Source organism: Nocardia sp. NPDC051787, from assembly GCF_040681325.1.
GTDB lineage: Bacteria > Actinomycetota > Actinomycetes > Mycobacteriales > Mycobacteriaceae > Nocardia.
The window spans coordinates 84881-109004 of the sequence record NZ_JBFAYO010000009.1 but is presented as its reverse complement, the minus strand read 5'-3'; the positions used below and the strand labels follow the sequence as shown (position 1 = coordinate 109004).

At 66.3% G+C, this 24124-nt stretch carries 26 protein-coding genes and 1 tRNA gene; 13 read left to right on the top strand and 14 right to left on the bottom strand.

The window, feature by feature from the left end:
- Positions 1 to 58 precede the first annotated feature (58 nt).
- Positions 59 to 146, top strand: a tRNA-Ser gene (locus AB0M45_RS12260).
- A gap of 142 nt (positions 147 to 288) precedes the next feature.
- On the opposite strand, the gene AB0M45_RS12255 is transcribed toward AB0M45_RS12260, so the two are convergent.
- From AB0M45_RS12255 to AB0M45_RS12245, 3 genes are all read right to left on the bottom strand, one after another.
- A complete protein-coding gene (locus tag AB0M45_RS12255) occupies positions 289 to 579 on the bottom strand; it encodes a Clp protease N-terminal domain-containing protein (protein ID WP_364326502.1) in 291 nt (96 codons plus the stop codon).
- Between the two features lie 16 nt (positions 580 to 595).
- Entirely contained in the window at positions 596 to 883 is a 288-nt protein-coding gene (locus AB0M45_RS12250) for a hypothetical protein (RefSeq protein ID WP_364326499.1), read from the bottom strand.
- 67 nt (positions 884 to 950) lie between these two features.
- The gene (locus tag AB0M45_RS12245) at positions 951 to 1298 is read right to left on the bottom strand and encodes a hypothetical protein (protein WP_364326496.1); all 348 of its coding nucleotides are present in this window, start codon (positions 1296 to 1298) and stop codon (positions 951 to 953) included.
- Positions 1299 to 1644: 346 nt separating this feature from the next.
- Between AB0M45_RS12245 and AB0M45_RS12240 the strand changes: the two genes are divergently transcribed.
- Positions 1645 to 2283: a hypothetical protein gene (locus tag AB0M45_RS12240; protein ID WP_364326493.1), complete on the top strand. Its 639-nt coding sequence runs from the start codon at positions 1645 to 1647 to the stop codon at positions 2281 to 2283.
- Positions 2284 to 2347: 64 nt separating this feature from the next.
- Here the strand turns inward: AB0M45_RS12240 and AB0M45_RS12235 are convergent, their stop codons facing one another.
- Positions 2348 to 3718: a wax ester/triacylglycerol synthase domain-containing protein gene (locus AB0M45_RS12235; protein WP_364326801.1), complete on the bottom strand. Its 1371-nt coding sequence runs from the start codon at positions 3716 to 3718 to the stop codon at positions 2348 to 2350.
- Positions 3719 to 3894: 176 nt separating this feature from the next.
- Here AB0M45_RS12235 and AB0M45_RS12230 point away from each other — a divergent pair, with 176 nt between their 5' ends.
- The gene (locus AB0M45_RS12230) at positions 3895 to 5535 is read left to right on the top strand and encodes a cytochrome bc complex cytochrome b subunit (protein WP_364326490.1); all 1641 of its coding nucleotides are present in this window, start codon (positions 3895 to 3897) and stop codon (positions 5533 to 5535) included.
- A 101-nt stretch (positions 5536 to 5636) separates the two neighbouring features.
- Here the strand turns inward: AB0M45_RS12230 and AB0M45_RS12225 are convergent, their stop codons facing one another.
- Positions 5637 to 5846 carry a DUF397 domain-containing protein gene (locus tag AB0M45_RS12225; protein WP_364326487.1) on the bottom strand — a complete coding sequence of 70 codons (210 nt, stop codon included), beginning with the start codon at positions 5844 to 5846 and terminating at the stop codon, positions 5637 to 5639.
- 425 nt (positions 5847 to 6271) lie between these two features.
- Between AB0M45_RS12225 and AB0M45_RS12220 the strand changes: the two genes are divergently transcribed.
- The 3 genes from AB0M45_RS12220 to AB0M45_RS12210 are packed head-to-tail and all read left to right on the top strand — an operon-like array spanning position 6272 to position 8449.
- Positions 6272 to 6754: a DUF309 domain-containing protein gene (locus AB0M45_RS12220; RefSeq protein WP_364326484.1), complete on the top strand. Its 483-nt coding sequence runs from the start codon at positions 6272 to 6274 to the stop codon at positions 6752 to 6754.
- A gap of 56 nt (positions 6755 to 6810) precedes the next feature.
- A complete protein-coding gene (gene gluQRS / locus AB0M45_RS12215; protein ID WP_364326481.1) occupies positions 6811 to 7728 on the top strand; it encodes a tRNA glutamyl-Q(34) synthetase GluQRS in 918 nt (305 codons plus the stop codon).
- 46 nt (positions 7729 to 7774) lie between these two features.
- Complete coding sequence (locus AB0M45_RS12210) at positions 7775 to 8449, top strand: RDD family protein (protein WP_364326478.1); 675 nt, start codon at positions 7775 to 7777, stop codon at positions 8447 to 8449.
- A 75-nt stretch (positions 8450 to 8524) separates the two neighbouring features.
- Here AB0M45_RS12210 and AB0M45_RS12205 read toward each other — a convergent pair whose 3' ends face one another.
- Positions 8525 to 9040, bottom strand: coding sequence for a DUF4190 domain-containing protein (locus tag AB0M45_RS12205; protein ID WP_364326475.1), 516 nt, complete (start codon positions 9038 to 9040; stop codon positions 8525 to 8527).
- Between the two features lie 32 nt (positions 9041 to 9072).
- Here AB0M45_RS12205 and AB0M45_RS12200 point away from each other — a divergent pair, with 32 nt between their 5' ends.
- Positions 9073 to 9849, top strand: coding sequence for a queuosine precursor transporter (locus AB0M45_RS12200; RefSeq protein ID WP_364326798.1), 777 nt, complete (start codon positions 9073 to 9075; stop codon positions 9847 to 9849).
- A 297-nt stretch (positions 9850 to 10146) separates the two neighbouring features.
- Here AB0M45_RS12200 and tgt read toward each other — a convergent pair whose 3' ends face one another.
- The 5 genes from tgt to AB0M45_RS12175 form a co-directional block, all read right to left on the bottom strand.
- Positions 10147 to 11385, bottom strand: coding sequence for a tRNA guanosine(34) transglycosylase Tgt (gene tgt, locus AB0M45_RS12195; RefSeq protein ID WP_364326472.1), 1239 nt, complete (start codon positions 11383 to 11385; stop codon positions 10147 to 10149).
- 211 nt (positions 11386 to 11596) lie between these two features.
- Entirely contained in the window at positions 11597 to 13501 is a 1905-nt protein-coding gene (locus AB0M45_RS12190; protein WP_364326469.1) for an ABC transporter ATP-binding protein, read from the bottom strand.
- The gene (locus AB0M45_RS12185) at positions 13498 to 15231 is read right to left on the bottom strand and encodes an ABC transporter ATP-binding protein (RefSeq protein WP_364326466.1); all 1734 of its coding nucleotides are present in this window, start codon (positions 15229 to 15231) and stop codon (positions 13498 to 13500) included. Before AB0M45_RS12185 ends, AB0M45_RS12190 begins: the two co-directional genes overlap by 4 nt.
- Before the next feature lie 79 nt (positions 15232 to 15310).
- The gene (locus tag AB0M45_RS12180) at positions 15311 to 15814 is read right to left on the bottom strand and encodes an Rrf2 family transcriptional regulator (protein ID WP_364326463.1); all 504 of its coding nucleotides are present in this window, start codon (positions 15812 to 15814) and stop codon (positions 15311 to 15313) included.
- A 39-nt stretch (positions 15815 to 15853) separates the two neighbouring features.
- Positions 15854 to 16447: a TetR/AcrR family transcriptional regulator gene (locus tag AB0M45_RS12175; RefSeq protein ID WP_364326460.1), complete on the bottom strand. Its 594-nt coding sequence runs from the start codon at positions 16445 to 16447 to the stop codon at positions 15854 to 15856.
- Between the two features lie 204 nt (positions 16448 to 16651).
- Here AB0M45_RS12175 and AB0M45_RS12170 point away from each other — a divergent pair, with 204 nt between their 5' ends.
- Positions 16652 to 18946: an MMPL family transporter gene (locus AB0M45_RS12170; protein ID WP_364326457.1), complete on the top strand. Its 2295-nt coding sequence runs from the start codon at positions 16652 to 16654 to the stop codon at positions 18944 to 18946.
- A gap of 140 nt (positions 18947 to 19086) precedes the next feature.
- Here the strand turns inward: AB0M45_RS12170 and AB0M45_RS12165 are convergent, their stop codons facing one another.
- Both AB0M45_RS12165 and AB0M45_RS12160 read right to left on the bottom strand, forming a co-directional pair.
- A complete protein-coding gene (locus tag AB0M45_RS12165) occupies positions 19087 to 19335 on the bottom strand; it encodes a hypothetical protein (protein ID WP_364326454.1) in 249 nt (82 codons plus the stop codon).
- Between the two features lie 222 nt (positions 19336 to 19557).
- Positions 19558 to 19758, bottom strand: a complete 201-nt coding sequence (locus AB0M45_RS12160; protein ID WP_364326451.1) for a hypothetical protein — start codon at positions 19756 to 19758, stop codon at positions 19558 to 19560.
- 179 nt (positions 19759 to 19937) lie between these two features.
- On the opposite strand from AB0M45_RS12160, the gene AB0M45_RS12155 reads away from it, so the two are divergent.
- The 5 genes from AB0M45_RS12155 to AB0M45_RS12135 all read left to right on the top strand — a co-directional run bounded on the left by AB0M45_RS12155 (position 19938) and on the right by AB0M45_RS12135 (position 23649).
- Positions 19938 to 20228: a DUF6191 domain-containing protein gene (locus AB0M45_RS12155; protein WP_364326448.1), complete on the top strand. Its 291-nt coding sequence runs from the start codon at positions 19938 to 19940 to the stop codon at positions 20226 to 20228.
- Between the two features lie 62 nt (positions 20229 to 20290).
- Entirely contained in the window at positions 20291 to 20611 is a 321-nt protein-coding gene (locus AB0M45_RS12150) for a hypothetical protein (protein WP_364326445.1), read from the top strand.
- 1 nt (position 20612) lies between these two features.
- A complete protein-coding gene (locus AB0M45_RS12145) occupies positions 20613 to 21230 on the top strand; it encodes a hypothetical protein (protein ID WP_364326442.1) in 618 nt (205 codons plus the stop codon).
- Between the two features lie 55 nt (positions 21231 to 21285).
- Entirely contained in the window at positions 21286 to 22689 is a 1404-nt protein-coding gene (locus tag AB0M45_RS12140) for an amidohydrolase family protein (protein WP_364326439.1), read from the top strand.
- Positions 22690 to 22698: 9 nt separating this feature from the next.
- Positions 22699 to 23649 carry an antibiotic biosynthesis monooxygenase gene (locus AB0M45_RS12135; RefSeq protein WP_364326436.1) on the top strand — a complete coding sequence of 317 codons (951 nt, stop codon included), beginning with the start codon at positions 22699 to 22701 and terminating at the stop codon, positions 23647 to 23649.
- A gap of 4 nt (positions 23650 to 23653) precedes the next feature.
- Here AB0M45_RS12135 and AB0M45_RS12130 read toward each other — a convergent pair whose 3' ends face one another.
- A complete protein-coding gene (locus AB0M45_RS12130; RefSeq protein ID WP_364326433.1) occupies positions 23654 to 24109 on the bottom strand; it encodes a deaminase in 456 nt (151 codons plus the stop codon).
- Between the last annotated feature and the right edge of the window lie 15 nt (positions 24110 to 24124).

Sequence of the window (24124 nt, the reverse complement as noted above, 5' to 3'; positions counted from 1 at the left end):
ACCCCATCCCCCTCCCCTATTTGGCGACCAGCCGGGCCCTACCGGTATGCTGCTCCACGGAGGATTCGCCTAGTGGCCTATGGCGCTCGCCTGGAACGCGGGTTGGGTTAACGCCCTCAGGGGTTCAAATCCCCTATCCTCCGCCACAACGGCCCGGGTCAGGAGCTTTTCCGGCTTCCGACCCGGGCCGTTCTGCGTCACAATTTTCTCCCCTCCCTGAGAAACTCGTTGTTCAGCCCGCTGACGACGGGGATGGCAGAGCCGCAGCTGACCGAATGATCCGGCTAGCTAGCCGTCGACCGACCGGATAACGGTCGTGCCGTCCAGGCTGCGCACCCGGTACTCGCCCGGTCCGGGGATCGGGGCATCGATGATTTGCGCCAACCGGCGGATCAGTTCGGCGGGATCGACGCCCATCCGATCGCGCAGCTCAACGGTCGAGATTGCGTCGGGGTCGGAGAAGGCAGCGATCAAGACGTGCTCGACGCCCACCCATCCGTCTCCGCGGTCGCGCGCGAGCCGTTCGGCGCCGGCGAGCAGCTGCTCGTACATGGGCGTGTGGATGATCGGCTCCGCCATCACTCCAGTCTCCCATCTAAGAGACGAGTACCTCGGTCCATTCGTAGTAGGTGTGTCCCCACGAATCCTTGTACTTCTTGCATATCCAGTGGCGTTCGCCGAGAGGATCTGGCAGTCGGGTCGCGACCCGCTGGCCTTCGTTGAGCCGGGCACACAACAGCGCCGGGGTACCGTCCGGGGTCGATTCCGATTCCGGCCATTTCGCCGAATCCGAACCGTGGCAGGCACTGTTGTCGTCGTTCGGATCGACGTGCCCGAACAGGCAGGGCCCGGCCTGCGCGACCGGTATCGCGGTCGATGCCATCGTCCCGCCGACCAGCGACGCAGTGAGGCGCAACCGGCGAGCAGGGCGCGCAGAGCGGTGCTGAACATCATGGTTTCCTCCTTCGGGGGTGGGCGTGCCGACCACCTCGGCGGGTCGGTGCCGTGTATGAATCCGGTGTGGCGTCGATGTCCGGCGTCGCGCCCGCCGCGCGCAGCGTTCGCAAGATCTCCTGCTTGCGTGCGCAGTAGCTGAGGCGGCATGCGAGACGCCGCGGCCACTGTTGGTTGGCTTGCTCGACTGTCAGCGGTCGGATCGGGGGCTCGTGGCTGAGCCGTTCATCGATCTCGCTGACGCGCGGCCCGGTCGCCGGTACTCCGGTCAGCAGCCACGCGATGAGAAAGGCGATGGCGAAGATGCCGATGACGGCTGCCGTCGCCGCTGCGAGGATCAGCACCGGCCCGGTGAGCGGCTAGGTGGACAGGGCTGTCCGTCGATCACCGCGAGCGTGGTGGAACTCGCGCGTGAACGCGGCGTGCCGGTCGATGTCGTGTGGCCGGAAGGCGCCGCACGGAGCTGACGCCTCATCTGGAGCATGGCGTCAGACTTCCCTGGCTGACGCTGCCGTTGCCCGGTCCGGTGCTGCGATGATCGGCATTTCCTCCCGCGAATCCGAAAGCGCGTCGGCTTGTGGATGATTCCGAGGCCGATAGCGGGAAGAGATCCAGGCGTGGGATCAGCCGCTACCCGCAGCGATCCGATCGAGACTGTGCGACTTCCGATTACGATGCGATGATCTCCCCGTGACTCAGTGGCTTCCACTCATCGGTTCCCTCATCGTCGCCGTTGCGGCATTGGTCGGCGTGCTGGTCAACAACCGCACGAATCGTGCGGCGCTTACCGCAGCGGACGAGCGGAACCGAGTCACACTCGATGCCGCGCAGCGGAACGTGGAGCTGACGAACGCGGCGGCGGAACGCCGGGAGCAGGACAAATGGAGGCGGGAATCCGTGCTGACCGCGGTCTCTTCCGTGCTGGCGATCTCCAGTGAGGTCCGGCGGCAGTTGATGCACTGCGACCGCTGGGCGGACGACGAGCTGGACCGGGTGGGTGCGGAACTGCGCCAAACCATTGCCGGTTCCGTGGGATTCATCAGCAGTCTGCGCGTCGTGGCGCACCGCAAGCTCCCCAATCGCTGTGAGGATCTGATGCGCACGCTCAGCGCGGCGCTGAACATCACCCTGCAGCGCCGTGGCATCGAACTCGACGGCGAGGCCACCGGCGAGGAGATCGCGGAAATCCAAGCGCTGTGGTCGCGGGCGATCGAGAACACGGTCGAGGAAGAACGCTCCGTGATCAGCGCGACGCGGATCGAACTCGAGATCAAGGTCTCCAGCGAACTCGCGCAGGCCACGCCCCCACCGGCCCTCGCCCGAGCCTGAATCCTCCTGGTCGAAGATCGGCTCGGCACAGGGCCGTACGGAAATCCCGGTGTGCGCCCGGGGCTCACAGCGCGGCGATCACTTCTTTCACGGCGGAGCGGAGCAGGTCGGCGTAGGTGTCGACATCAGGCACGACCGCGGAATCCGCGTGCAGGGAAACGGTGACGGTGTCGCCGAGGCCGTGCACGCCATGGGTGAGGTGCATGACCGACCCCAGAGCTGGGAAGCCCGCGGTGAACCGTATGGGGCCGCCCCCGAAGACGAGGTCGGCGGGGCCACGGTCGACGCTGGAGACGACGGTGTGGCCCGCGATCGAGTCGGGGACGGTGTCGATGGGATAGCGGTCGACATCGCGGCGCAGCAACGGGGCGGGGATGGTCGCGGTGACCCGGTCCTGCGCGGACAAGAGCGGGTGCTGAGCGCGCAGGCGTCGCTCGACGAGCGCGGCGGCGATCTTGTCGGCGCGCAGGCGCAGGTCCGGCTCGTCGGTGAACAGGTCGACGCCGAGGCTGCGGTAATTGTTGCGCGGCCGGATGCCATGTTCGGTGGACGACTCCGGCAGGGCCATCGGCACCTGTGCGCCCAGGCGCCGCATGAGCTCCTCCTGGTCGGCCAGGTAGCGAGCGAGCGCCGACGACACCGCTGTCAGGACGACAACGGTGACGGTGCGACCGGGTACCCGCAGGTCTTCGGCCGAGAACACGAGCATCCGGACCTCATGGCGCGAGATTCCCTCGGCCACCGACCGATTCACCGAGCTGGGTGGGAAACCCGCTCCCGGTGGGGAGAGTCGGCCCGACTCGGTCAACTGTGCGAGTTGCTGCTGCGCCCGAAAGGCTTGGTAACCCCGCACCGCGGTCGCCCCCAGCCGAACCGGCATACGCAGCAGCCCTAGCGCCGAATCGGCCAGTACGCCGCTGCCTCCCGGCACCGACGCCTCTCGACGACCGGCCCGAGACGCGACATCCTCCGCGGGCTGGCTGAACAGCGCCCGCGCGATCGCCGAGGCATGCCGTCCATCGGCAAGCGCATGCGACATCTGCAGCACCGCCACCAGGGCGGGCCCGTTCCCCGGCCCTGGTGCGTCGACGATCCCGCGGAACACATGCAATCGCCACGGACGCACGGCGGCGTCGACCCCGGTGCCGAGCACACCGCCGAGCGCGTCCAGCAGCCGCGACCAATTCGGCTCCGCCAGTCGGTGTTCCACGAATTGCTCGGCGGCGAATTCACAGGGTGTCCAGTACGGGTAATCGATGTCTGCGGGCAGTTCGCGCAGGCGCACCCGCAGGTCTGCGATCCGTTCGCTACGTTCCGCTACGGCGGCGCGCAGTTCTTTGGTCGGCCGCCCAGAATCCGCGAAGCAATACAGCAGAAACAGATCGTTGCGCGTACGTCGGGACAGCCAGTACATCGTCGCGTCCTGCGGTGCCATCGCGCTCACAAGTAAAACGATATCGACTCGGATACCACCGCTTCCGGCGAGCCCGAAGTAAATGTGATGATCTTGTTCCACAACAGGCCGGAAAACCCCATCGATTCCGCCGCCAAGCTCTGCTACCGTCTGTAGTAGCAACGGATACCACTCTCTCCCTGGGCAGGGTGTCGGCCATGGCTACAGATCTAGCTCGCACAATCGCTACGCAAGCCCACGAGGCGGACGAGCGGTACAAGGGCGCCGCGTTCATGAAGCGGTCGATCAACAAGGTCTTCCCGACGCATTGGTCGTTCCTGCTCGGCGAGATCGCGCTCTACAGCTTCATCATCCTGCTGCTGTCGGGTGTGTATCTGACGTTGTTCTTCGACCCCTCCATGGCGGAGGTCGTCTACAACGGTTCCTACCAGCCGCTACGTGGTGTGACGATGTCGCGGGCGTACGAGACGGCGCTGAACATCTCCTTCGAGGTGCGCGGCGGCCTGTTCGTCCGCCAGGTGCACCACTGGGCGGCGTTGCTCTTTGCGGCGTCGATCATCGTGCACCTGTTCCGGATCTTCTTCACCGGCGCGTTTCGCAAGCCGCGCGAGGCGAACTGGGTGATGGGCTCGCTGCTGCTGATCCTGGCGATGTTCGAAGGGTTCTTCGGCTACTCACTGCCGGATGACCTGCTCTCGGGCACCGGTCTGCGGGCGGCGTTCTCCGGCATCACGATCTCGATCCCGATCATTGGTACTTGGATGCACTGGTTGATGTTCGGCGGCGACTTCCCCGGCGACATCATCATCCCGCGCCTGTACATCGCGCACGTGCTGCTGTTCCCCGGCATCATCCTGGCATTGATCGCCGCGCACATTGCCCTGGTGTGGTACCAGAAGCACACCCAATTCCCGGGTCCCGGCCGCAGCGAGAACAACGTGGTCGGTGCCCGAATCGTGCCGGTGTTCGCCGCGGACCAGGGCGCGTTCTTCGCCTTCACCCTGGGCATCGTCGGCATCATGGGCGGCGTCTTCCAGATCAACCCGATCTGGAACCTGGGGCCGTACAACCCCTCGCAGGTGTCGGCGGGCTCGCAGCCGGACTTCTACATGATGTGGACCGACGGCATGGCGCGGCTGATGCCACCGTGGGAGCTGTATCTGGGCCGCTACACCGTCCCGGCGGTGTTCTGGGTCGCGGTGATCATGACTTTGGTGTTCGCCCTTCTCATCGCCTACCCGTGGATCGAGAAACGGCTGACCGGCGACAGGGCCGCGCACCACAACCTGCTGCAGCGTCCGCGTGACGTGCCGGTCCGCACCGCGATCGGCGCGATGGCGATCGCGTTCTACGTGGTGCTGACGCTGTCCTGCGTCAACGACATCATCGCCTACAAGTTCGACATCTCGCTGAACGCGACGACGTGGGTCGGCCGGATCGGGCTTCTGCTCGCGCCACCATTGGCCTACTTCCTCGCCTACCGTATCTGCCTCGGCTTGCAGCGCAGCGACCGCGCGGTGCTCGAGCACGGCGTGGAAACCGGTGTGATCAAGCGCTTGCCACACGGCGAGTACATCGAAATCCATCAGCCACTCGGCCCGGTGGGCAAGCACGGTCACCCGATCCCGCTGGAATACCAGGGCGCCCCGGTCCCGAAGAAGATGAGCAAGCTGGGTGCGGCCGGTCAGCCGGGCACCGGTAGCTTCCTGCGCGCGGACTCGCGCCAGGAGAGCGAGCAGCACTTCGCGACCGAGCACGAAGAAGAACGCAAACAACTCGCCGTGCTGCGCAAGATCCAGGAGCGGGCGAACGGCAGCGGAAACGGCTTCCCCCATTGATGATCGGACGGCACGGAAAGTCGTCCACGGAAAGCCGCGAAGGCCCCGAGTCCATACGACTCGGGGCCCGCTTTGCCTGGCTCAGGCGACTCCGGTGCGGTTTATCCGCGCCGGAACTCCCCCGCCGAGACCCCCGCTAGGAACGCATCCCACTCGCCCGGCACGAAGGCCAAGACCGGGCCACGTCCGTTGTCCTTGGTGTCACGAACCGCGACATTGCCGTTCCCGAGGAAAGCGACTTCTACGCAGTTCCCATCCGGACCGCTGTATGTGCTCTTGCGCCACACAGCGCCCGCCCAATCAACTTCCACGGCACTAGCTCCTTTGCTGCGTCGAGAGCGAGATAGATTTCTCCTGACATCGTTTCAGCTAGCCTCGGCACTCGGCTGAAAGCCGAATCCCGCAGTGCACCCTTTGCAGAGCACACTTTCCCGGTGCGGGGATATCGCACATCGAGTTCGAGAGGAAATTAACCTCGCGCGGGGCTTGTCCCCGCGGGCCCACACTAGCAGGTCCATCGAAAGTTTGCCCATCTCTTGCCTATTCAATCATCGCAGCCACACACGTTTGCGAAGGAAGGGGGTTGCGGAAACATTGCCAGCCGCTGGCATTCATTCCCAGCACTGGCGTACCACAATCTTTTTAACGGATGTGATTGCTCTGTTATCGGCCGACAATTCGCCGACCGCCGCGGGCCGCTTCGACCACGACGCCGCGGCCGTGCATCATGGAAACTATGGTCCAACGCGATCGCGACGACGCAGGTCGCGCCCGCAATGCCCGCCCGCGCGACCGACTCGGGCGGCCACTGCCGCCGGGCAGCACCGGAGTTGCCCGAATTCCGGATGAGCTCGATCTGGCACCCCAGCAAACCTTGACCTTCGCCCAGCAACTGCTGGACGATGGACTAGCATTCAACGCACATGAGGTTTTAGAGGCCGCATGGAAGAACGGCCCGTTCGCCGAGCGGATGCTGTGGCAGGCGCTCGCACAGTTCGCTGTCGGTCTCACCCACATACAGCGCGGAAATCACAAGGGGGCGCGTACACTCCTCGCCCGCGCGGTGTCCCGGCTGACCGCCTATCGCCCCGAGAAAGATAAGATGCCCTACGGTATCGATCGTCCGGGACTGGTTGCCCACGCGGAATCTCTGCTCGCCGCGCTGGAGGCCGGCGAAGAACTATCGGAGGCCGACCTGAGGCCGCGTCTGCGCGGCTGATCGCCTCGCTCCTACGATGGCAGGAGTGCGCATCTCCTCGTTCACCAGCCGAGCCCGTGGCTGAGCCGGGCGCGGGCCGGTACGCGCCGAGCCCGTCCGGTGACCTGCACCTGGGCAATCTCCGCACGGCGCTGCTCGCCTGGGCGTTCGCCCGCTCCACCGGCCGCCGCTTCGTGCTCAGGATCGATGATCTGGATCGGGTGCGCCCCGGTGCCGAGCGGCGGCAACTGGACGATCTGGCCGCGATCGGCCTGGATTGGGACGGCCCCGTGGTACGCCAGTCCGAACGGCTGCCGCTTTACGATGCGGCCATCGAAAGCCTCACCGCCGCCGGGCTCACCTATGAATGTTATTGCACCCGAAGAGAAATCCAGAAGGCAGCGACAGCGCCGCATGGGCCGATGGGCGCCTATCCCGGCACCTGCCGCGGATTGAGCGCGTCCGAGCGCACCCGGCTGCGCGCCGAGGGCCGCCCTGCCGCGCTGCGCCTGCGCGCGACGGTCACCGAGTTCGAGGTGAACGACGACCTACACGGCCGCTACCGCGGCCCGGTCGACGACGTGGTGTTGCGCCGCGGCGACGGCGTACCGGCCTACAACCTCGCGGTTGTGGTGGACGACGCGGCACAGGGCGTCGACCAAGTCGTGCGCGGCGACGATCTGCTGCCGTCGACACCGCGACAGGCATACCTCGCGACGCTGCTCGATCTTCCGGCGCCGCGCTACGCCCATGTGCCGCTGGTGCTCAACACAGAGGGACGGCGGCTGGCGAAACGGGATGGCGCCGTGACCCTTACCGACCGGCGGGCGCTCGGCAACACGCCCGAGGAAGTCGTCGCGGCGCTCGCCGCTTCGCTCGGCTACACCGCGACCTCGTCCGCCGAGCTACTCGCGCATTTCGACCCGCGCCTGGTGCCGCGCGAACCGTGGACACTCGACGTGAATGGGTTGTTGCAACACAGCCGATGTCCGTAACGTACGCATCGTCCAACTACTGATCAATCGACGAGGACAAATAACTATGACAAGCGGTGGGTACGACCCCAACCAATATCCGCAGGGCGGGCAGCCGTATGGGCAGCCGTACCCGCAGGGCGGCGACCAGTACGGTCAGCCCCAGTATGGCCAGCAGCCGCAGTACGGCCAGCAGCCCCCGCAGTACGGGCAGCAGCCCCCGCAGTACGGCCAGCAGCCGCAGTACGGCCAGCAGCCGCAGTACGGGCAGGAGCCCTACGGTCAGTACCCGCAGCAGCCCGGTTTCAACAACTACGGCGGTCAGCCGGGTGACCTCGGCACCCGCATCGGCGCCCGCGTCATCGACGCGATCATCCTGCTGATCCCCTACTTCATCCTGTACGCCCTGGTCAGCGACTCCTTTGTGCTGACCATCGTGCTCAGCCTGGTCTGGACCCTGGTGCAGCTCGGCTACTTTGTCGGCCTGGAGACCTCGCAGGGCGCCACGCTCGGCAAAAAGATCCTCGGCCTGAAGGTGCTCGCCCCCGGCGGCGCGGGCAATGTGGACGCGGTCACCTCGCTGAAGCGCAACGCGTTCATTGCGGCGAACATCATTCCGTGCGTCGGCGGCCTCGTGTCGCTGGGCTTGGTGATCTACATCATCATCACCATCTCCCAGGACCCGAACAAGCAGGGCTGGCACGACAAGTTCGCCGGCGGCACCCAGGTCGTCAAGGCCTGAGCCGCGTAAGTCGTGGCGAAACGCGCAGGGGCGCACCCATTCGGGTGCGCCCCTGATGCTTTCCCGGCCCGGCGGCTACGCGCTGGAGACCCCGACCACGATCACGACGACGAAATACAGCAGGCCCAGCACGAACGCGCCGACACCGACCCAGATGCCCGCGAGCGCCATGCCCCGCCCCTCCTGGCCGGACTGCTTGATCTGATTCAGCGCGACCACGCCGAGGATGATGCCGATGATCGAGCCGAGCCCACAGGTGACGAACCCGACCAGCGACGAGATCAGCGCGCCGATCGCGATGCCGTTGGTGCCCTGCGCCGGAGCGCCGTAGGGCTGGTAGGGGCTCTGGTAGCCGTAATTCGGCTGCGGATACGGCTGCGCGGGCTGCTGATAAGACGGGTACTGCGGTTGCGGAGGCGGCGTCGTCGGCTGCGACGGCGGCTGCACCGGGTACTGCGGCGCCGACGGATAACCCGACGGCTGCTCGGCGCTCGGGTACTGCGGCACCGAACTCTGCCCACCGGACTCCGGCGACACGCCTTGGCCGCCGTACTGCTTCCACCACTCGTCGGAATCGCCGGGATTCGTCATTGCTACAGGGTATTCCACAACCTGGTTGGATGATGCGGGTGAGTGAGTCGAATACCACCGAAGAACACGGCGGGCCTGGATGCCCCGCGGACCATGCGGCATTTGCCCAGGTGGCGCGGGGGTACTACGCACCGATCGTGGCCCTGTTCACCGCGACCCTGATCATTTCCAACATCTGTGCCACCAAGGGGGTGGAGTTCCTCGGCGATCGCTCGGCGTCGCTGGGGCCGCTGCAAATCCTGCCCATCGCCACCGACGGAGCCTTCTTCCTTTTCCCGCTGGCCTACATCCTCGGCGACGTGCTGAGCGAGGTGTACGGCTTCCGCGCCACCCGGCGCGCCATCTATTACGGCTTCGCCGCCCTGCTGCTGACGGTCGTGTGCTTCGCCATCGCGATCCGTCTGCCCGCCGCAAGCTTCTACGAGAACCAAGAGGCGTTCCGCACGGTCCTCGGGACGACGCCCCGGCTCGTCATCGCAGGCCTGGCCGGATACTTCGTCGGACAGCTACTGAATTCCGCGACACTGGTGTTGATCAAGGAGAGGACCAAGGAAAAGTACCTGTGGGCCAGGCTGATCGGATCGACCATCGTCGGCGAGTTCGCGGACACACTGATCTTCTGCTCGATCGCCGCGGGCGCCATCGGTATCGACACCTGGCAGCAGTTCGTGAACTACGTGATCGTCGGCTTCCTCTGGAAGACCCTCGTCGAAGTACTGGTGCTTCCGATCACCTATCGCGTGATCGCATTCCTGAAGAAGCGCGAACCTACCTACTCCCCAACGGAAGTCGCCCCACTCCAAGCCTGAGCTGGGCTCGATTCGCAGCGCATACGCGAACTCGTAAGCTCGCGTCCGAGCGACTGCCGCTTGCGACTTCGTTGCGGGTCGGCCGCTCCGACGCGAGCCGGGCCGCGAACGGCGATGCTCGATCTCGCTTCGCTCGAAACCGGCGGTCGGCCGGTGTTGTCGTCTGGAAGCGCAAGCGCTGTTTGCTCGCCCGGACACGGCTGAGCCGCTGGTCAAGTCACGTTTCGCTCGACAGCGGCCAGACGAGCGCGACTGCGTGAGGCATACGGCAGCGCCGGTGTTCGCAGGCGGTGCGGATCAACCACCACTTCGCCGCCAGCGGCCCAACACTTCCGCTTTGTGCTCGTCGAAGTAGCCGCCCTCGATGCTCTGCCGGATGCGGTCGACCAGGCGTACCGTGAACCGCTCGTTGTGGATGGTGCACAGCGTGGCCGCCAGCATCTCCTTGGCCTTGAACAGGTGATGGATGTAGGCGCTGGTGTAGTTGGCGCAGGTGTAGCAGTCGCAAGTCTCGTCGATCGGGGTGAAGTCCCGCCGGAAGCGGCTGGTGTTGATATTGAACCGGCCGGTGTCGACGTAGATCGCCGCGTTGCGAGCGACCCGGGACGGGTTCACACAGTCGAAGGTGTCCGCGCCGTTCTCGATGGCGGTAAAGACGTCCTCCGGCTCGCTGATGCCGAGCATGTGTCGCGGCTTGTCCTCGGGCAGCTCGTCACAGCACCAGCCGACGATAGCGCCCAAGTTGTGTTTCTCCAGCGCGCCGCCGATGCCGTAGCCGTCGAAACCCGTTCCCGCGCTACCCCGGATCGATTCGAGACCGCGACAGGCCTTGCGGCGCAAGTCCTCGTATTGCGCGCCCTGGATGACGGCGAACAGCGCCTGATACGGGCGGTGCGAGCGTGCGGCGGTCAGCCGCTCGTGTTCGTCGATGCAGCGCTGCGCCCACTCGTGCGTGCGCTGCACCGACCGCTCCTGGTAGGCACGGGTGTTGAGCAGCGTGGTGAGCTCGTCGAAGGCGAACATGATGTCGGCGCCCAGCTGGTGCTGAATGCCCATGGACACCTCGGGGGTGAACCGGTGCACAGAGCCGTCCAGGTGCGAGCGGAAGGTGACGCCGTCGTCGTCCACGGTGGCCAGCCGTTCCTTGCCGGGGGCGATCACATCATCGCTGCGGACGTCGACGGCCTCCATCGCGAGCACCTTCTTGAACCCGACGCCCAGCGACATCACCTGGAACCCGCCGCTGTCGGTGAAGGTCGGCCCCGGCCAGTTCATGAACGCGCCGAGCCCACCCGCTTCGTCCACGATGTCGGCGCCCGGCTGCAGGTAGAGGTGGTAGGCGTTGGCCAGCAACGCCTGGGCGCCGAGGTCGCGCATGGTCTCCGGCAGCACCGCCTTGACCGTCGCCTTGGTGCCCACCGGAATGAACGCGGGCGTGGCGATCGAGCCGTGCGGCGTACCGATCACACCGGACCGGCCGTGCCGCCCATCCAGACGCGTACCAGCGGTGAAGGAGAACGATTCGGGACTGGACACCCCGCTATCCTCGCAGTTCCCCGGGCACCCACCACATCAGGCCACCAACAGGGCGCGCGCGTAGCACCGCAAGCCTCTGCAAAGCCACCACAGCACCGCGAACACCCCGGTGCCGCGGCTACCTACCAATCCGACCCACATGGCCCACCCCGGTTTTCGCGCGAAGCGAGACCGAGCATTGCCTGTTCGCAGCGCCGCAGGCGCTGCCAAACTACACAGCCGCGGCGAACTGGGCGTTGTAGAGGCGGTAGTACGCACCGCGCTCCTCGAGGAGGCGTTCGTGCGTGCCGTGTTCCACGATCCGGCCCGATTCCATGACGACGATCAGGTCGGCGTCGCGGATGGTGGACAGGCGGTGGGCGATGACGAAGCTGGTGCGGTCCCGGCGCAGTGCGGCGGTCGCGTGCTGCACCAGCAGCTCGGTGCGGGTGTCCACCGAGCTGGTGGCCTCGTCCAGGATGAGGATGGACGGTTTGGCCAGGAACGCGCGTGCGATGGTGATCAGCTGTTTCTCGCCCGCGCTGACGCCGGATCCCTCTTCGTCGATGACCGTGTCGTAGCCGTCGGGCAGCGCGTGCACGAAGCGGTCCACGTAGGCGGCGCGCGCCGCGGCGAGGATGTCTTCCTCGCCGGCGTTCGGGTTGCCGTAGGCGATGTTCTCCCGGATGGTGCCGCGGAACAGCCAGGTGTCCTGCAGCACCATGCCAATGCGCGAGCGGAGGTGGTCGCGGGTGATCTGGGTGATGTCGACCCCGTCGACGGTGATGGTGCCCGCGTCCAGTTCGTAGAACCGCATGAGCAGGTTCACCAGCGTGGTCTTGCCCGCGCCGGTGGGGCCGACGATCGCGACCACGTGCCCTGGCTCGGCCACCAGCGAGAGCCGCTCGATCACCGGCTTCTCCGGTTCGTAGCGGAACGAGACAGCCTCGAACTCCACCCGGCCGCGATCGACCGGACGGGCAGTGTCCATCACCGGGTCCGGGGTCTGCTCCTCGGCGTCGAGGATCTCGAAGATCCGCTCTGCCGAGGCGACGCCGGATTGCAGCAGATTGGCCATCGCGCCGAGCTGGGTGAGCGGCTGGCTGAACTGCCGGGAGTATTGGATGAACGCCTGCACTTCGCCGAGCGAGAGGCTGCCTGTCGCCACCTTGAGGCCGCCGACCAGCGCGACCAGCACGAAGTTCACGTTTCCGAGGAACATGATGGCGGGCATGATCAGCCCGGAGATGAACTGCGCCTTGAAGCTGGCTTGGTAGAGCTCCTCGTTGCGCTTGTCGAACTCCTTGCCGACCTCGCGGTTACGCCCGAACGCGGTGACCACCTCGTGCCCGGTGTAGGCCTCCTCGACCTGGGCATTCACCAGGCCGGTGTATTTCCACTGGTCGACGAAGTGCGGCTTGGAGCGTTTCGCGATCTGCGCGGTGACCACGATGGCCGCGGGCACGGTGAGCAGCGCGATCACCGCGAGCAGCCAGGAGATCCAGAACATCATGGCCAGGATGCCCAGCACCGAGAACACCGAGATCAACAGCTGGCTCATGGTCTGCTGCAGGCTCTGCGACACGTTGTCCACGTCGTTGGTCACCCGGCTGAGCACGTCGCCGCGCGGCGCGGAGTCGAAGTAGCGCAACGGAAGCCGGTGGATCTTGTCCTCGACGTCGCTGCGCAGCCGCTTCACCGTCCGGTTGATCACGATGTTGAGCAGATGCCCCTGCAGCCAGCCGAAGACCGCGGCGCCGAGGTAGAGCACCAGCACCAACCCGAGAACCCGGGCGACCGCGTCGAAATCCACACCAACGCCGGGCACCACGTCCATGGCGCTGAGCATGTCGGCGAAAGTGTCGTCGCCCTTGGCCCGCAACGCTTCTATCGCCTGATCCTTGGTGACGCCCGGCGGAAGCTGCTTGCCGACCACGCCGTCGAAGACCAGGTTGGTCGCCCTGCCGAGAATGTAGGGACCGAGGGTGTTCAACACCACCGAGGCGACGACGAGCGCCACGATCAGCCCGACGTAGACCCGCTCCGGGGCCAGCCTGCGCAGCAGACGTTTCAGAGACGGCCCAAATGATCTCGCTTTGGCGTCCGGCGCACCCGGGGTAGGCATTCCTGGTCTCATCGCGCCTCCTCGGCACTCAGCTGCGATTCGACGATCTCTCGGTACTCCGAGCAGTCCCGCATCAGCTGCTCATGCGTGCCGATGCCCGCCATCGCGCCGTCCTCGAGCACCACGATTTGATCGGCGTCCCGGATGGTGGCGATGCGCTGGGCCACGATGAGCACCGAGGCATCGGCGGTCTCCGGTTTCAGCGCCTCCCGCAGCCTGGCGTCGGTGGCGACGTCGAGCGCGGAGAACGAGTCGTCGAACAGGTACACCCTCGGCTTCTTCACCAGCGCTCGCGCGATGGCGAGCCGCTGACGCTGGCCACCGGAGACCGTCGTCCCGCCTTGCGCGACCGGTGCCTGCAGCCCTTCCGGCATCTCCCGGACGAAATCGGCGGCCTGAGCGATCTCCAGGGCGCGCCATAGTTCCTCGTCGGTAGCGTCCGGATTGCCATAGCGCAGATTGCTCGCGATGGTTCCCGAGAACAGGTACGCCTTCTGTGGCACGAGCCCGATCTGCGAGCGCAAGAGCTCCAAATCGATGTGGCGGACATCGGTGCCGCCCACGTAGACCGCGCCGTCGGTGACATCCATCAGCCGGGGAACGAGGTTGACCAATGTGGTCTTGCCCGCGCCGGTCGAGCCGACGATCGCGGTGGTGGTGCCCGGCCGCACCTGGAACCGAATGGCTTTCAGCACCGGCTTCTCCGCGCCAGGGAAGGCGAACTCGGCGAACTGGAAGTCCACCACGGCCGGGTCGTCGGTGAACGGCTGCGGAAATCGCGGCGGATGGACCGAGGACTCGGTGTCCAGCACCTCGCCGATCCGGTCGGCGGACACCGCGGCGCGCGGCGCCATCATGGCCAGGAACGAGGCCATCATCACGGCCATCAGGATCTGCATGATGTAGGACAGCAACGCGGTGAGCGAGCCGATCTGCATGTGCCCGGCGTCGATCGCGCGTCCGCCGAACCAGATCACCGCGACGGCGGTGACATTGCTGATCAGCATCACCGTCGGGAACATCAGCGCCATCAGTCGGCCGACGCGCAGCGCGGTGTCGGTCAGTTCGGTGTTGGCCAGGCCGAATCGCCAGGTCTCCTGCCGCTCCCGCACGAACGCCCGGACCACGCGGATACCGGTGATCTGCTCGCGCAGCACCCGATTCACCTCGTCGATCCTGGCCTGCATGTCGCGGAAGCCGGGCACCATCTTGGAGATAAGCACGGCCATGGCCAGACCCAAGGCGGGCACCGCGATCAGCAGCAGCCAGGACAGGCCGAGATCCTCGCGCAACGCCATGACGATGCCGCCGACGCACATGATCGGCGCCATCACCAGGATGGTCGCCGACATCACGATGAGCAGCTGGACCTGCTGAATATCATTGGTGTTGCGGGTGATCAGCGAGGGCGCGCCGAACATCCCCACTTCGCGGGCGGAGAACGTGCCGACGCGGTGCAGCACCGCACCGCGCAGATCCCGGCCCGCGCCCATCGCCGCCTGCGCGCCGAGATAGACCGAAGCGGCCGAGGCGACGATCTGCACGCCGGTCACGGCGAGCATCCACAAACCGGTGGTCCAGATGTAGCCGAGATCGCCCTTGGTGACGCCGTTGTCGATCAGGTCCGCGTTCAGGCTCGGCAGGTACAGCATCGCGATGACGGAAATCAGCTGCAGCGCAACGACCCCCGCCAGCTGGGCGCGGTAGGGGTGCAGATACGTGCGGAGCAGTCTGATCAGCATGATGAACCGCAGGCTACCGGCAATCGGCGCGAGGCGTCGTGGGGATTTCTGACCAGCATGAATGCCCTTCCGTCCGGCATTATCTTCGCGCCCAGGCGCCCGGGTCCTCGGTAAGTGCCTCGATGAATCCGGGCAGCCGGTCGCGCACGATGTCGTCGATGGTCACGTTCTCCAGCACCGCACGGATATTGACCCGCAGCGCGATCCACACCCGTTGCAACGCCTCGGCCGAGCCGGAGTAGCGCACGTCCTCCGGCCGCGCCCCGCGCACCGACGCGAGCGGGCCCTCGATCGCGCGGATCACGTCGGCGATGGAGATCTCGGACGCCGGCCTGGCCAGCCAGTAGCCGCCGTCCGGACCGCGTCTGCTGATCACCAGATCGGCGCGGCGCAGCTCGCCGAGCACGGACTCGAGCACCTTGGGCGGGATCCGCTGGGCGGTGGCGATGGCCTCGGCCTTGACCACCGGAGCGGCCTGCACCAGGGGTGTGCCGTGCCCGGCCACGGACTGATTCAGCGGCGGCGCACTGGCGATCTCGAGCAGCGTCCGCACCGCGTAATCGACCTTCGCGGTGATGTGCACAGCGGTGACTCCTGGCGTCCGGCGGTGGGTAGCTCGAATCTACGCGGCGCCGCCCACACCGAGCACACAGGTCGCCGCGTCCAGCAGCGATGACTCGACCAGTGAGTCGTCCGCGCCCGGCACCAGTTCCTTGGAGATCAGCGCCACGCCGATCACCTCGAGTGCCGCGCTGGCGCGCAGCTGCGCCTCCTCGGTGGCGTTCGGCCCGGCCAGCCAAGTGCGCAGCACCTGACTGGCGTCCATCAAGTCCGGATAGCGATCGGCCATGGCGTTGATGATCGCCACCGTGTCGCGCACGACCAGCGCACCGGCGTCCCTATGATGAATCAGACCGCGCAGATAGGTCCGCAGTACCTGGCGGATGCCCTCCGCGTCGTGCTGCACGTGGTCGAGTTCGTCGACGACCGACCGCATGTGATCGACGATCGGATCGATGATCGCCAATAGCAGATCTAGCTTCGAGGCGTAGTGATAGTAGAGCGACGCCTTTGTGATTCCTACCGCATCCGCGACCTCGCGCAGGCTCGTCTGCTCGAATCCTTTGGCCCCGAAGAGCTTCACCGCGGCGTCGCGAATCGCGGCTTTAGTGCCTCCACCTGGGGAAACAGCGCCGGGTGTGTCTCGGACAACCATTCGACGATCCTCTCATCACTCGCGCGCCGGGCGAACGCCACCCGCAAAATAGAGGTTGTACCTCCACTTACTTCGTAGGTAGTCTACCTACCGCACGGTAGGCAGAAAGCGTCAGTGGAGGTGGGGACATGCAGGGCGCCCCGCGAGTGCTGTCTACACACGCAGATCCAGCACGATCCCAGTCATCGCTAGGAGAAACCCCTCGTGTCCGTTTATCTGTATAGATGGGGAAAGTTCGCTTTCCGCCGGAAATGGATAGTCCTTCCCGTCTGGCTCGTCTTGTTCGTGCTCCTCGGCGGCCTGGGCGCCCAGCTCAGCAAGCCGATGACGAACGACTTCAGCATGCCGGACCTGCCGTCCGCCCGTGCCAATGACATCCTCGACAAGCACTTCCCCGGCGCATCCGACGCGTTCAAGTTCGACGCGGTCACCGGCACCTACGTCCTCGCCGCCCCCGAGGGGCAGAAGCTGACGGACCCGGCGAACCGTGCGGCGCTGGAAGCGTTCATCGCCAAGCTCGGCCAGCTCGACATCGTCGACCACGACAAGCCGATCACCAATCCGGTCGAAGCGGCCGAGAAGATGGGCTGCCTGGCCAGCCCCGACCCGGCGCAATGCAGCGGCGCACCGCTGAACGTGCTCAGCAAGTCCGCGCCGGAGACCGTGGCGGTGATCAACGTCCCGTTCACGATCAAGAAGTTCACCGACGTCACCGACGAGCATCGCGCAGCCGCGTACGACGTCGGCGCCGATGCCCGCAATGCCGGACTCACGGTCGAGATGAGCGGCTCGATCGCCCAGAAGCAGGAAGGCCCCAGCGGCAAGTCCGAGCTGATCGGCATGGCCGTCGCGCTGGTCGTGATGATCGTGGCGTTCGGCGCCATCGTCGCCGCGTTCGTGCCGATCGTCACCGCGATCATCGGCCTCGGCGCGGCCACCTCGCTGATCATGCTCGGCACCTCGGTGATCGAGGTCCCCAGCTTCACCACCTTCCTCGCCTCGATGATCGGCATCGCGCTGTCCATCGACTACGCGCTGTTCATCGTGTCCAGGTACAAGCACGAGCTGGCGGTGCAGGATTCGCCGGAGGAGGCCGCCGGCACCGCGCTCGGCACAGCCGGTTCCGCGGTGGTGTTCGCCGGTCTGACGGTCATCATCGCTCTGGCGGGCCTAGGCATCGTCGGTGTCGAGTTCATGACCTTCATGGGCCTGGGTGGCGCGATCGCCGCCGCTTTCGCGGTGCTCACCGCGATCACGCTGATGCCTGCGCTGCTCGGCGCGTTCGGCCGCTTCCTGTTCAAGCCGAAGCTGCCCGTGGTGGCCCAGCACGACCCCGAGGACGACACCTCGGTCACCAACGGCATGCGCTTCGGCCGGCTGATCGGCCGGGCGCCCTGGGCCGCGCTGATCCTGAGCGTCGCGGTGCTCGGCGCGCTCGCCGCCCCCGCGGCCGGCCTCAACCTCGGCCTGCCCGGCGACGACAGCATGCCGAAGACCTCCACCATCCGGAAGGCCTACGAGCTGCGCACCGAAGGCTTCGGCGAGGGCAGCAACGGCGTGCTGAACGTGGCCGCCGACCTGAGCGGCGTGCCCGCCGAGAATCGCGAGGCGGCGGTCAAGGCGCTGCGCGACAAGCTGGCGTCCTACCCCGACATGGACTACGTGACCGAGCCGCAGTGGAGCCAGGACCAGGAGGGCGTACTGCTGGACGGCGTGCCGAAGTCCGGACCCAACAACCAGGCCACCAAGGACCTGGTGCGCGACGCCAGAGAGGCCGAAGGCCAGCTGAACGCCGAGTACGGCATCGAGTACGGCATCACCGGCACCACGGCGATCTACGCCGACGTGGACCACGTGCTGCTCAGCAAGATCGTGCCCTACCTGGCGATCGTGGCCGGCGCGGCGTTCGTCCTGCTGATCCTGGTGTTCCGGTCGATCCTGGTGCCGCTCACCGCGGCGCTCGGGTTCCTGCTGTCGATGGGCGCGACCTTCGGCGCGACCGTGCTGATCTTCCAGGAAGGCAAGCTCGGCCTGATCGAGGACCCGCATCCGCTGGTCAGCTTCCTGCCGATCATGCTGATCGGCCTCGTGTTCGGCCTCGCAATGGACTACCAGGTCTTCCTGGTGACCCGGATGCGCGAGGAGTTCGTACACGGCAAGTCCGCCAAGGACGCGGTGGTCTCCGGCTACCACCACGGCGCGCGCGTGGTGACCTCGGCGGCGATCATCATGATCTCGGTGTTCGGTTCGTTCCTGATGGAAAGCGACGTGACGGCGAAGTCGTTCGGCTTCGCGCTGGCGGCGGGCGTGCTGCTGGACGCGTTCATCGTCCGCATGGTGCTGATCCCGTCGCTGCTGGTGCTGATGGGCAAGTGGTCGTGGTGGATGCCGAAGTGGCTCGACCGGATCCTGCCCGACATCGACGTCGAAGGCTCGAAGCTGCGTGAGCTGCAGCGGCGTTCGGCCGAGACGGCGAAGGTGCCGGTCGGCGTCAGCTGATCCGGCAGCTGTTCACTCGGCCCCGCACCCCGGACCTCGGGGGGCGGGGCCGAGTTCGTTTCCCGGTCCGAGTCCAAGGGTTGGCACCCATGGCGACCGGCGTCGGCGACGCCGATCCGCCTCAAGCAAACCGTGGACGATTACCGGCTGGGCTCCGGAATTTCACAGGCGCCGACCTTGGGATTGACGCCTACGTAATTGAGCGGTCCGGCCACCGCCGTCAGGGCGATCGTGCCCCATCCGGCACAGTCGATCGGGGGCCCGCTGTCGAGATTGTGCCGCTGAGCGGCCGCGAGCAACCCGATGGCCAGCCAGATCAGCAGCAGGAATCCGAGAACTCGGGAGCCTGTTCCGCGCCTGGCCGGCGTGCGAGGTTCCTGGTCGCGCATCTCATCGGTTCCTTCCGTGCTCCCCGCGAGCGGGATACCCGGAACTTTCGACAGCTACCCTTCCGGGCTACTGGCCGAGAGGCATTACCGAATAGTCCGCAACCTTTCAGTCACTCGGCTCGCGCCCAGCTTGGGACACCTCGGCACAGATGGATGACACGACTTCTGATGGCCGGGTGGAGTACCCACCCGGCCATCGTTCGCCACCTTCACCCGGTTGAGCTAGGGGCTCGGTTGCGGCACATCGCAATCCGCGACCTTCGGGTTCACGCCCATGTAGTTGAGCGGTCCCGCGATGACCGTGACGACGATGGTGCCGAAACCGGCGCAGTTCACCGGACCGGTGTCGAAATAGTTGCGTTGTGCCGCGGCGATCACGCCGATCAGCAACCAGATCAAGACGATGACACTTCCGATTCTCATGGTTCTCTCGCGCATCATTCCCGCGCGGACTGTTCGACGGCGCATTCGCGTCCCGCCCTTCCCGCACTTCCGTATCGGGCGTATACCCCCGATCGCACTGAATATCCGTCCCGGGAAGGACATTTCTCGAGCCGTCGGCGCCGGGCAACCTCGCAGGCCCGCTGGTAGCTTCGGTGGGTATGGCATCGGTGCTCCAGTGGTCGATTCCCGGCTGGGTGATCCTCCTCGTGCTCGTCGCGGTCTACGAGCTGACCGTGCACAAACGACGCAGGCGCCGCTGTCGAACCCCCATCTCCGGCACGTTTACCGATGAGTTCACCGCGCTGTTCTACGGCACCAAGCGCTTGGAGCTCGACCACCGCGAGTCGGTGTCCATGCTGCGTGGCGAGCAGGACCAGGGCGCGCCGCCGCTGGTCGGCCTCGACCTCGACCGCCGCACGGTGGTCCTGCGCAAGGACGAGCACCGGTAGCGAGTTGCCTTGCGCGCCTGCAAAGCCGGGCGAACACGGCGACGGTCGGCCAGAATGAGGCCATGCGAGGCTCGATGGGTGAGAAGTGGCGGCGGTTCGGTGAACATCTCGAGTCCGCGCCGGGGCGGCTGTCCAGCGAGGTCCGGCGGGTCCTGCGGGCCGCAGCCGCGGGTGGGGCGCCGGGCGAGGGCGCGGCGCCCGAACTGGCCGCTTTCGCCGAACTGGTGGCGAACCGGTCCTACCGGGTCACCGAGCGGGACATGGCGGCGCTGAAGGCGGCCGGGCACAGCGACGACGAGATCTTCGAGGTGGCCGCGGTCGCCGCCTACGGGGCGGCCGACCGCCGCTACCGCGCGGCGCGCCTGGCCTGGGAGGGTCGCTGAAATGTGGCTCGAAGCAGTGCAATCCGGGCATGACCGGCCGACCAAGTTCGTGCTGTGGACCATGCGGCGGTTCAGCGGGGTCGAGGTGCCCGCGGTGCTGAAGGTGCTGTTCTACCGGCATCGATTCTTCGGTTCGCCGCTGTCGGATCTGATCCAGGACGCGATGCGCGGACCGTCGTACTGGACCGTCGCCGAACGCGAAATCTTCGCGACGCACACCTCCCAGGCCAACGAGTGCCCGTTCTGCGCGACCTCGCACGAGGCCATCGCGGGCGCGTACGTCGATGCCGACGTAGTGACTCGCGCCTTGGCCGATGGCGCCGACTCCCCGCTGCGCCCCGAAGCGCGCGTCATGCTCGGTTTCCTCGCGAAAATGGCCCGTGATCCGGACGGGCTGACCGCCGAGGACGCCGCGCTGGTGCGGCTGGCGGGTGTTTCCCAGGAGGCGTTCGAGGAGGCCGTCTGGGTGGGAACCTGCTTCAATGTGATCAACCGGATGATGAACACCGTCGGAGCCGGTCCCCTGGAAGGGAAGCAACGCCCCCTGAGCGCACGATTCATCAAGCTCGTCGGCTATCGCATGCCTCCGCCGGTGACGTTGTTCTCCCGCGGCGTCTGACTCCATTTCGTCCGATCCCCTGCCGCGCCGAGTTGATTTGTGTTCTCCTCGAAGAGTGAGCCAAGTCCACTTGGGGCACATTTTTCACATCGCCGGTGGTCCCGTTACCGGCGAAGTGGCCGACGCCCTGGTCGCCGTGCCGGACGGGGCGCTGGTAATCGACGACGGCGGGCGCATCGCATACTGCGGAAGCAGAGCCGATATTCCGGCCGATTACCGCGGCGAAAAAGTGTTCGATCACCGCCCGGGTTTTCTTCTTCCGGGGTTCGTCGACACCCACGTTCATTTTCCGCAAACCTTCGCGGGCGACGCGTACGGTGGCGGTCAGCTGCTGGAGTGGCTCGAACGGTGCATCTATCCCGCGGAATCTCGTTACGCCGAACCGCAATTCGCGCAATTGGCGGCCGTGGAATTCTGCGAACGGCGCGTCGCGGCGGGCACCACGGCGGCGATGGTCTTCGGCTCGGCCTTTCCCCATGCGCAAGACGCACTGTTCGCCGAGACCCAGCGGCGCGGTCTGCGAATGGTCAGCGGTCGCGGTATCCAAACGACAGGGGAGCCGTCAGCGGCGCCGCTGATCACCACCGAGGACGACGCCATCCGGCTGACGAGCGAAGAAATCGACACATGGCACGCGGCCGATACCGGCGATGTCGGGACGGCGTTGCTGCATGTGGCGATCGTCCCGCGTTTCTCGCTGGCGGTCACGCGCGAGACCTTGAAAAACCTTGGTGAACTGTACGATTCGGTCCGCGACCGTGGTGTCTATTTCCACAGCCATCTCAACGAGAACAACCGTCCGGGAACCGGGGAGGTCGACAGCACCAAGCAGGCGTACGAGGTGGCCACCTACCTGGACACCTACGACGGGAAGTTCCTGCCGGGATCGGCCGAGGGCGGCACGAGCCTGCTCGGCAGGCGCAGCATCCTCGCCCACTGTGTGCACTGCCAGGACGTGGAACTGCGGCGGATGGCCGAGACCGGCACGTCGATCGCGCACTGCCCGGTGTCTCAGCAGTTCCTCGGCTCCGGCACGATGCCGTGGCAGCGGACGATCGCCGCGGGCGTCACGGTGGCCGCGGGCACGGATTTCGGCGGCGGCGACGAATGGCTGATCCCGCAGGTATTGTCGGCCGCTTTCAAGGTGCACATCTCCGAACCGGGTGAAGACGGGGTGTCGATGCACCCGGCGGAAATGCTCTTCACCGGCACGCTGGCGGGCGCACGGGCCCTGGACATGGAAAGCCGGTTCGGAAATTTCGACCTCGGCAAAGAAGCCGATTTCGTCGTCGTCGATCCCGCTCGGATTCCGTCGCTGGAAAGCACGCTTGCACATGGGATTCGTTCCGAAGACCCCGTATTGGCACGGGATCAGACGTTATTCGCACTGTTGATGGGTCTCCGCGCGCCGGCGATCGCCGAGGTTTACGTGCGGGGTCGCCGCATCGACCTCCACTAGAAGCTGGCGATGAACGCTGCCGCGACCGCCGTCACTCTCTTCCACCATCCCGCCGACGACGCGGGTTTCCGAGCTTGGCTGGCACGGATGACCGAAAGCGCGCGAACTGCTGAGGGATTCGTGGATGCCGCCAGTGCGGTGACCGAAGACCCGTGGCTGGAGCCGGGTTTCAGCGTCACATTTCGATCCGAGCAATTGCTGCACCACTTTCTGGACTCCGCCGAGCGAGCACGCTCCCTGAGTGAGGGCGAGTCGCTCGGATTTCGCCGCAAGAGCTCGGACCTGATCATCGTCGAAGGAGAATCGCCGCCAGGGATCGGCATATTTCGGCACAGTGTCGCCCGTGGCAAAGAAGCCGAATTCGCGGCGACCGAAGCGCGACTTGTCGCGGTGAGTTCCGAGTTTCCGGGATTCGAGGGTGCCGCTCTCTTCCCGTCCGGCGAAAGCGGACGCTGGTTCTCGGTCCTCCGGTTCCGGACGGGAGGCCAACTGTCGGACTGGATGCGCTCGGCAGAACGCGCCGCCGCCTTGCCGGAGTTGCGCTCGAAACTGACCGAGGACTTCACCGTGGACGCACAAACCACGCCGTTCGGGTCAACGGTGCGGACGGTCCACGGCAAGACCCGGATGACGCCGACGTGGAAGACCGCCATGTTGGTGCTGCTGGTGCTGTACCCGACGGTGATGACGCTGTCCAGATTCCTGGGCCCGGTGCTGGACCGGATCGGAGCACAGCCGTGGCTGGCGATGTGGCTGAGCCAGATCGTCAGCGTCGGGCTGATGAGCTATTTCCTGTCACCGGCGGTCGCGGCGCGCTTCCGGCGCTGGCTCGATCCGATCGACGGCGCGGGCCTGCGGGTCAGCGCCGCCGGTGCCGCGGTGATCGTCGGGCTCTACGCGCTGACGCTGCTGCTGTTCGCGTCGGTGAAATGGCTGCAGTACTGGGACTACGACCAATGAGCCGCTAGGACAGGTCGAGGTGCCGGTTCATCGACATCGCCGCCTCCGCCAGCTCGGGCAGCTCGACCACCGTGACGCCTGCCTGCTGGAGCTTTTCCACACCGACGCAATTCGCGACGAACGTCGACGGTTCCCGCCACGCGATCACCACCACCGGGATACCGGCCCGCAGTATCCGGTCCGTACACGGCAGACGGGTCTTGGTCGCGCGCTCCGAGCACGGTTCCAGCGTGCTGTAGAGCGTGGCCCGCGCCAATCGGGGGTCGGCTGCGTCGAGCTTGTTCAGCGCGGCCTCCTCGGCGTGCTCCTTCGGGTCGGTCTCGCGGGAGTATCCGGCCGAGATCTCGGTGCCGTCGGCGACGATCACCGCGCCCACCGAGAACGCGCCCTCGACCACCGGGCACAGGCGCGCGAACTCGATGGCCCGCCGCATCCAGTAGTGATGGTCGGGTTCGGTCACCGCGTGGCCTCCTTC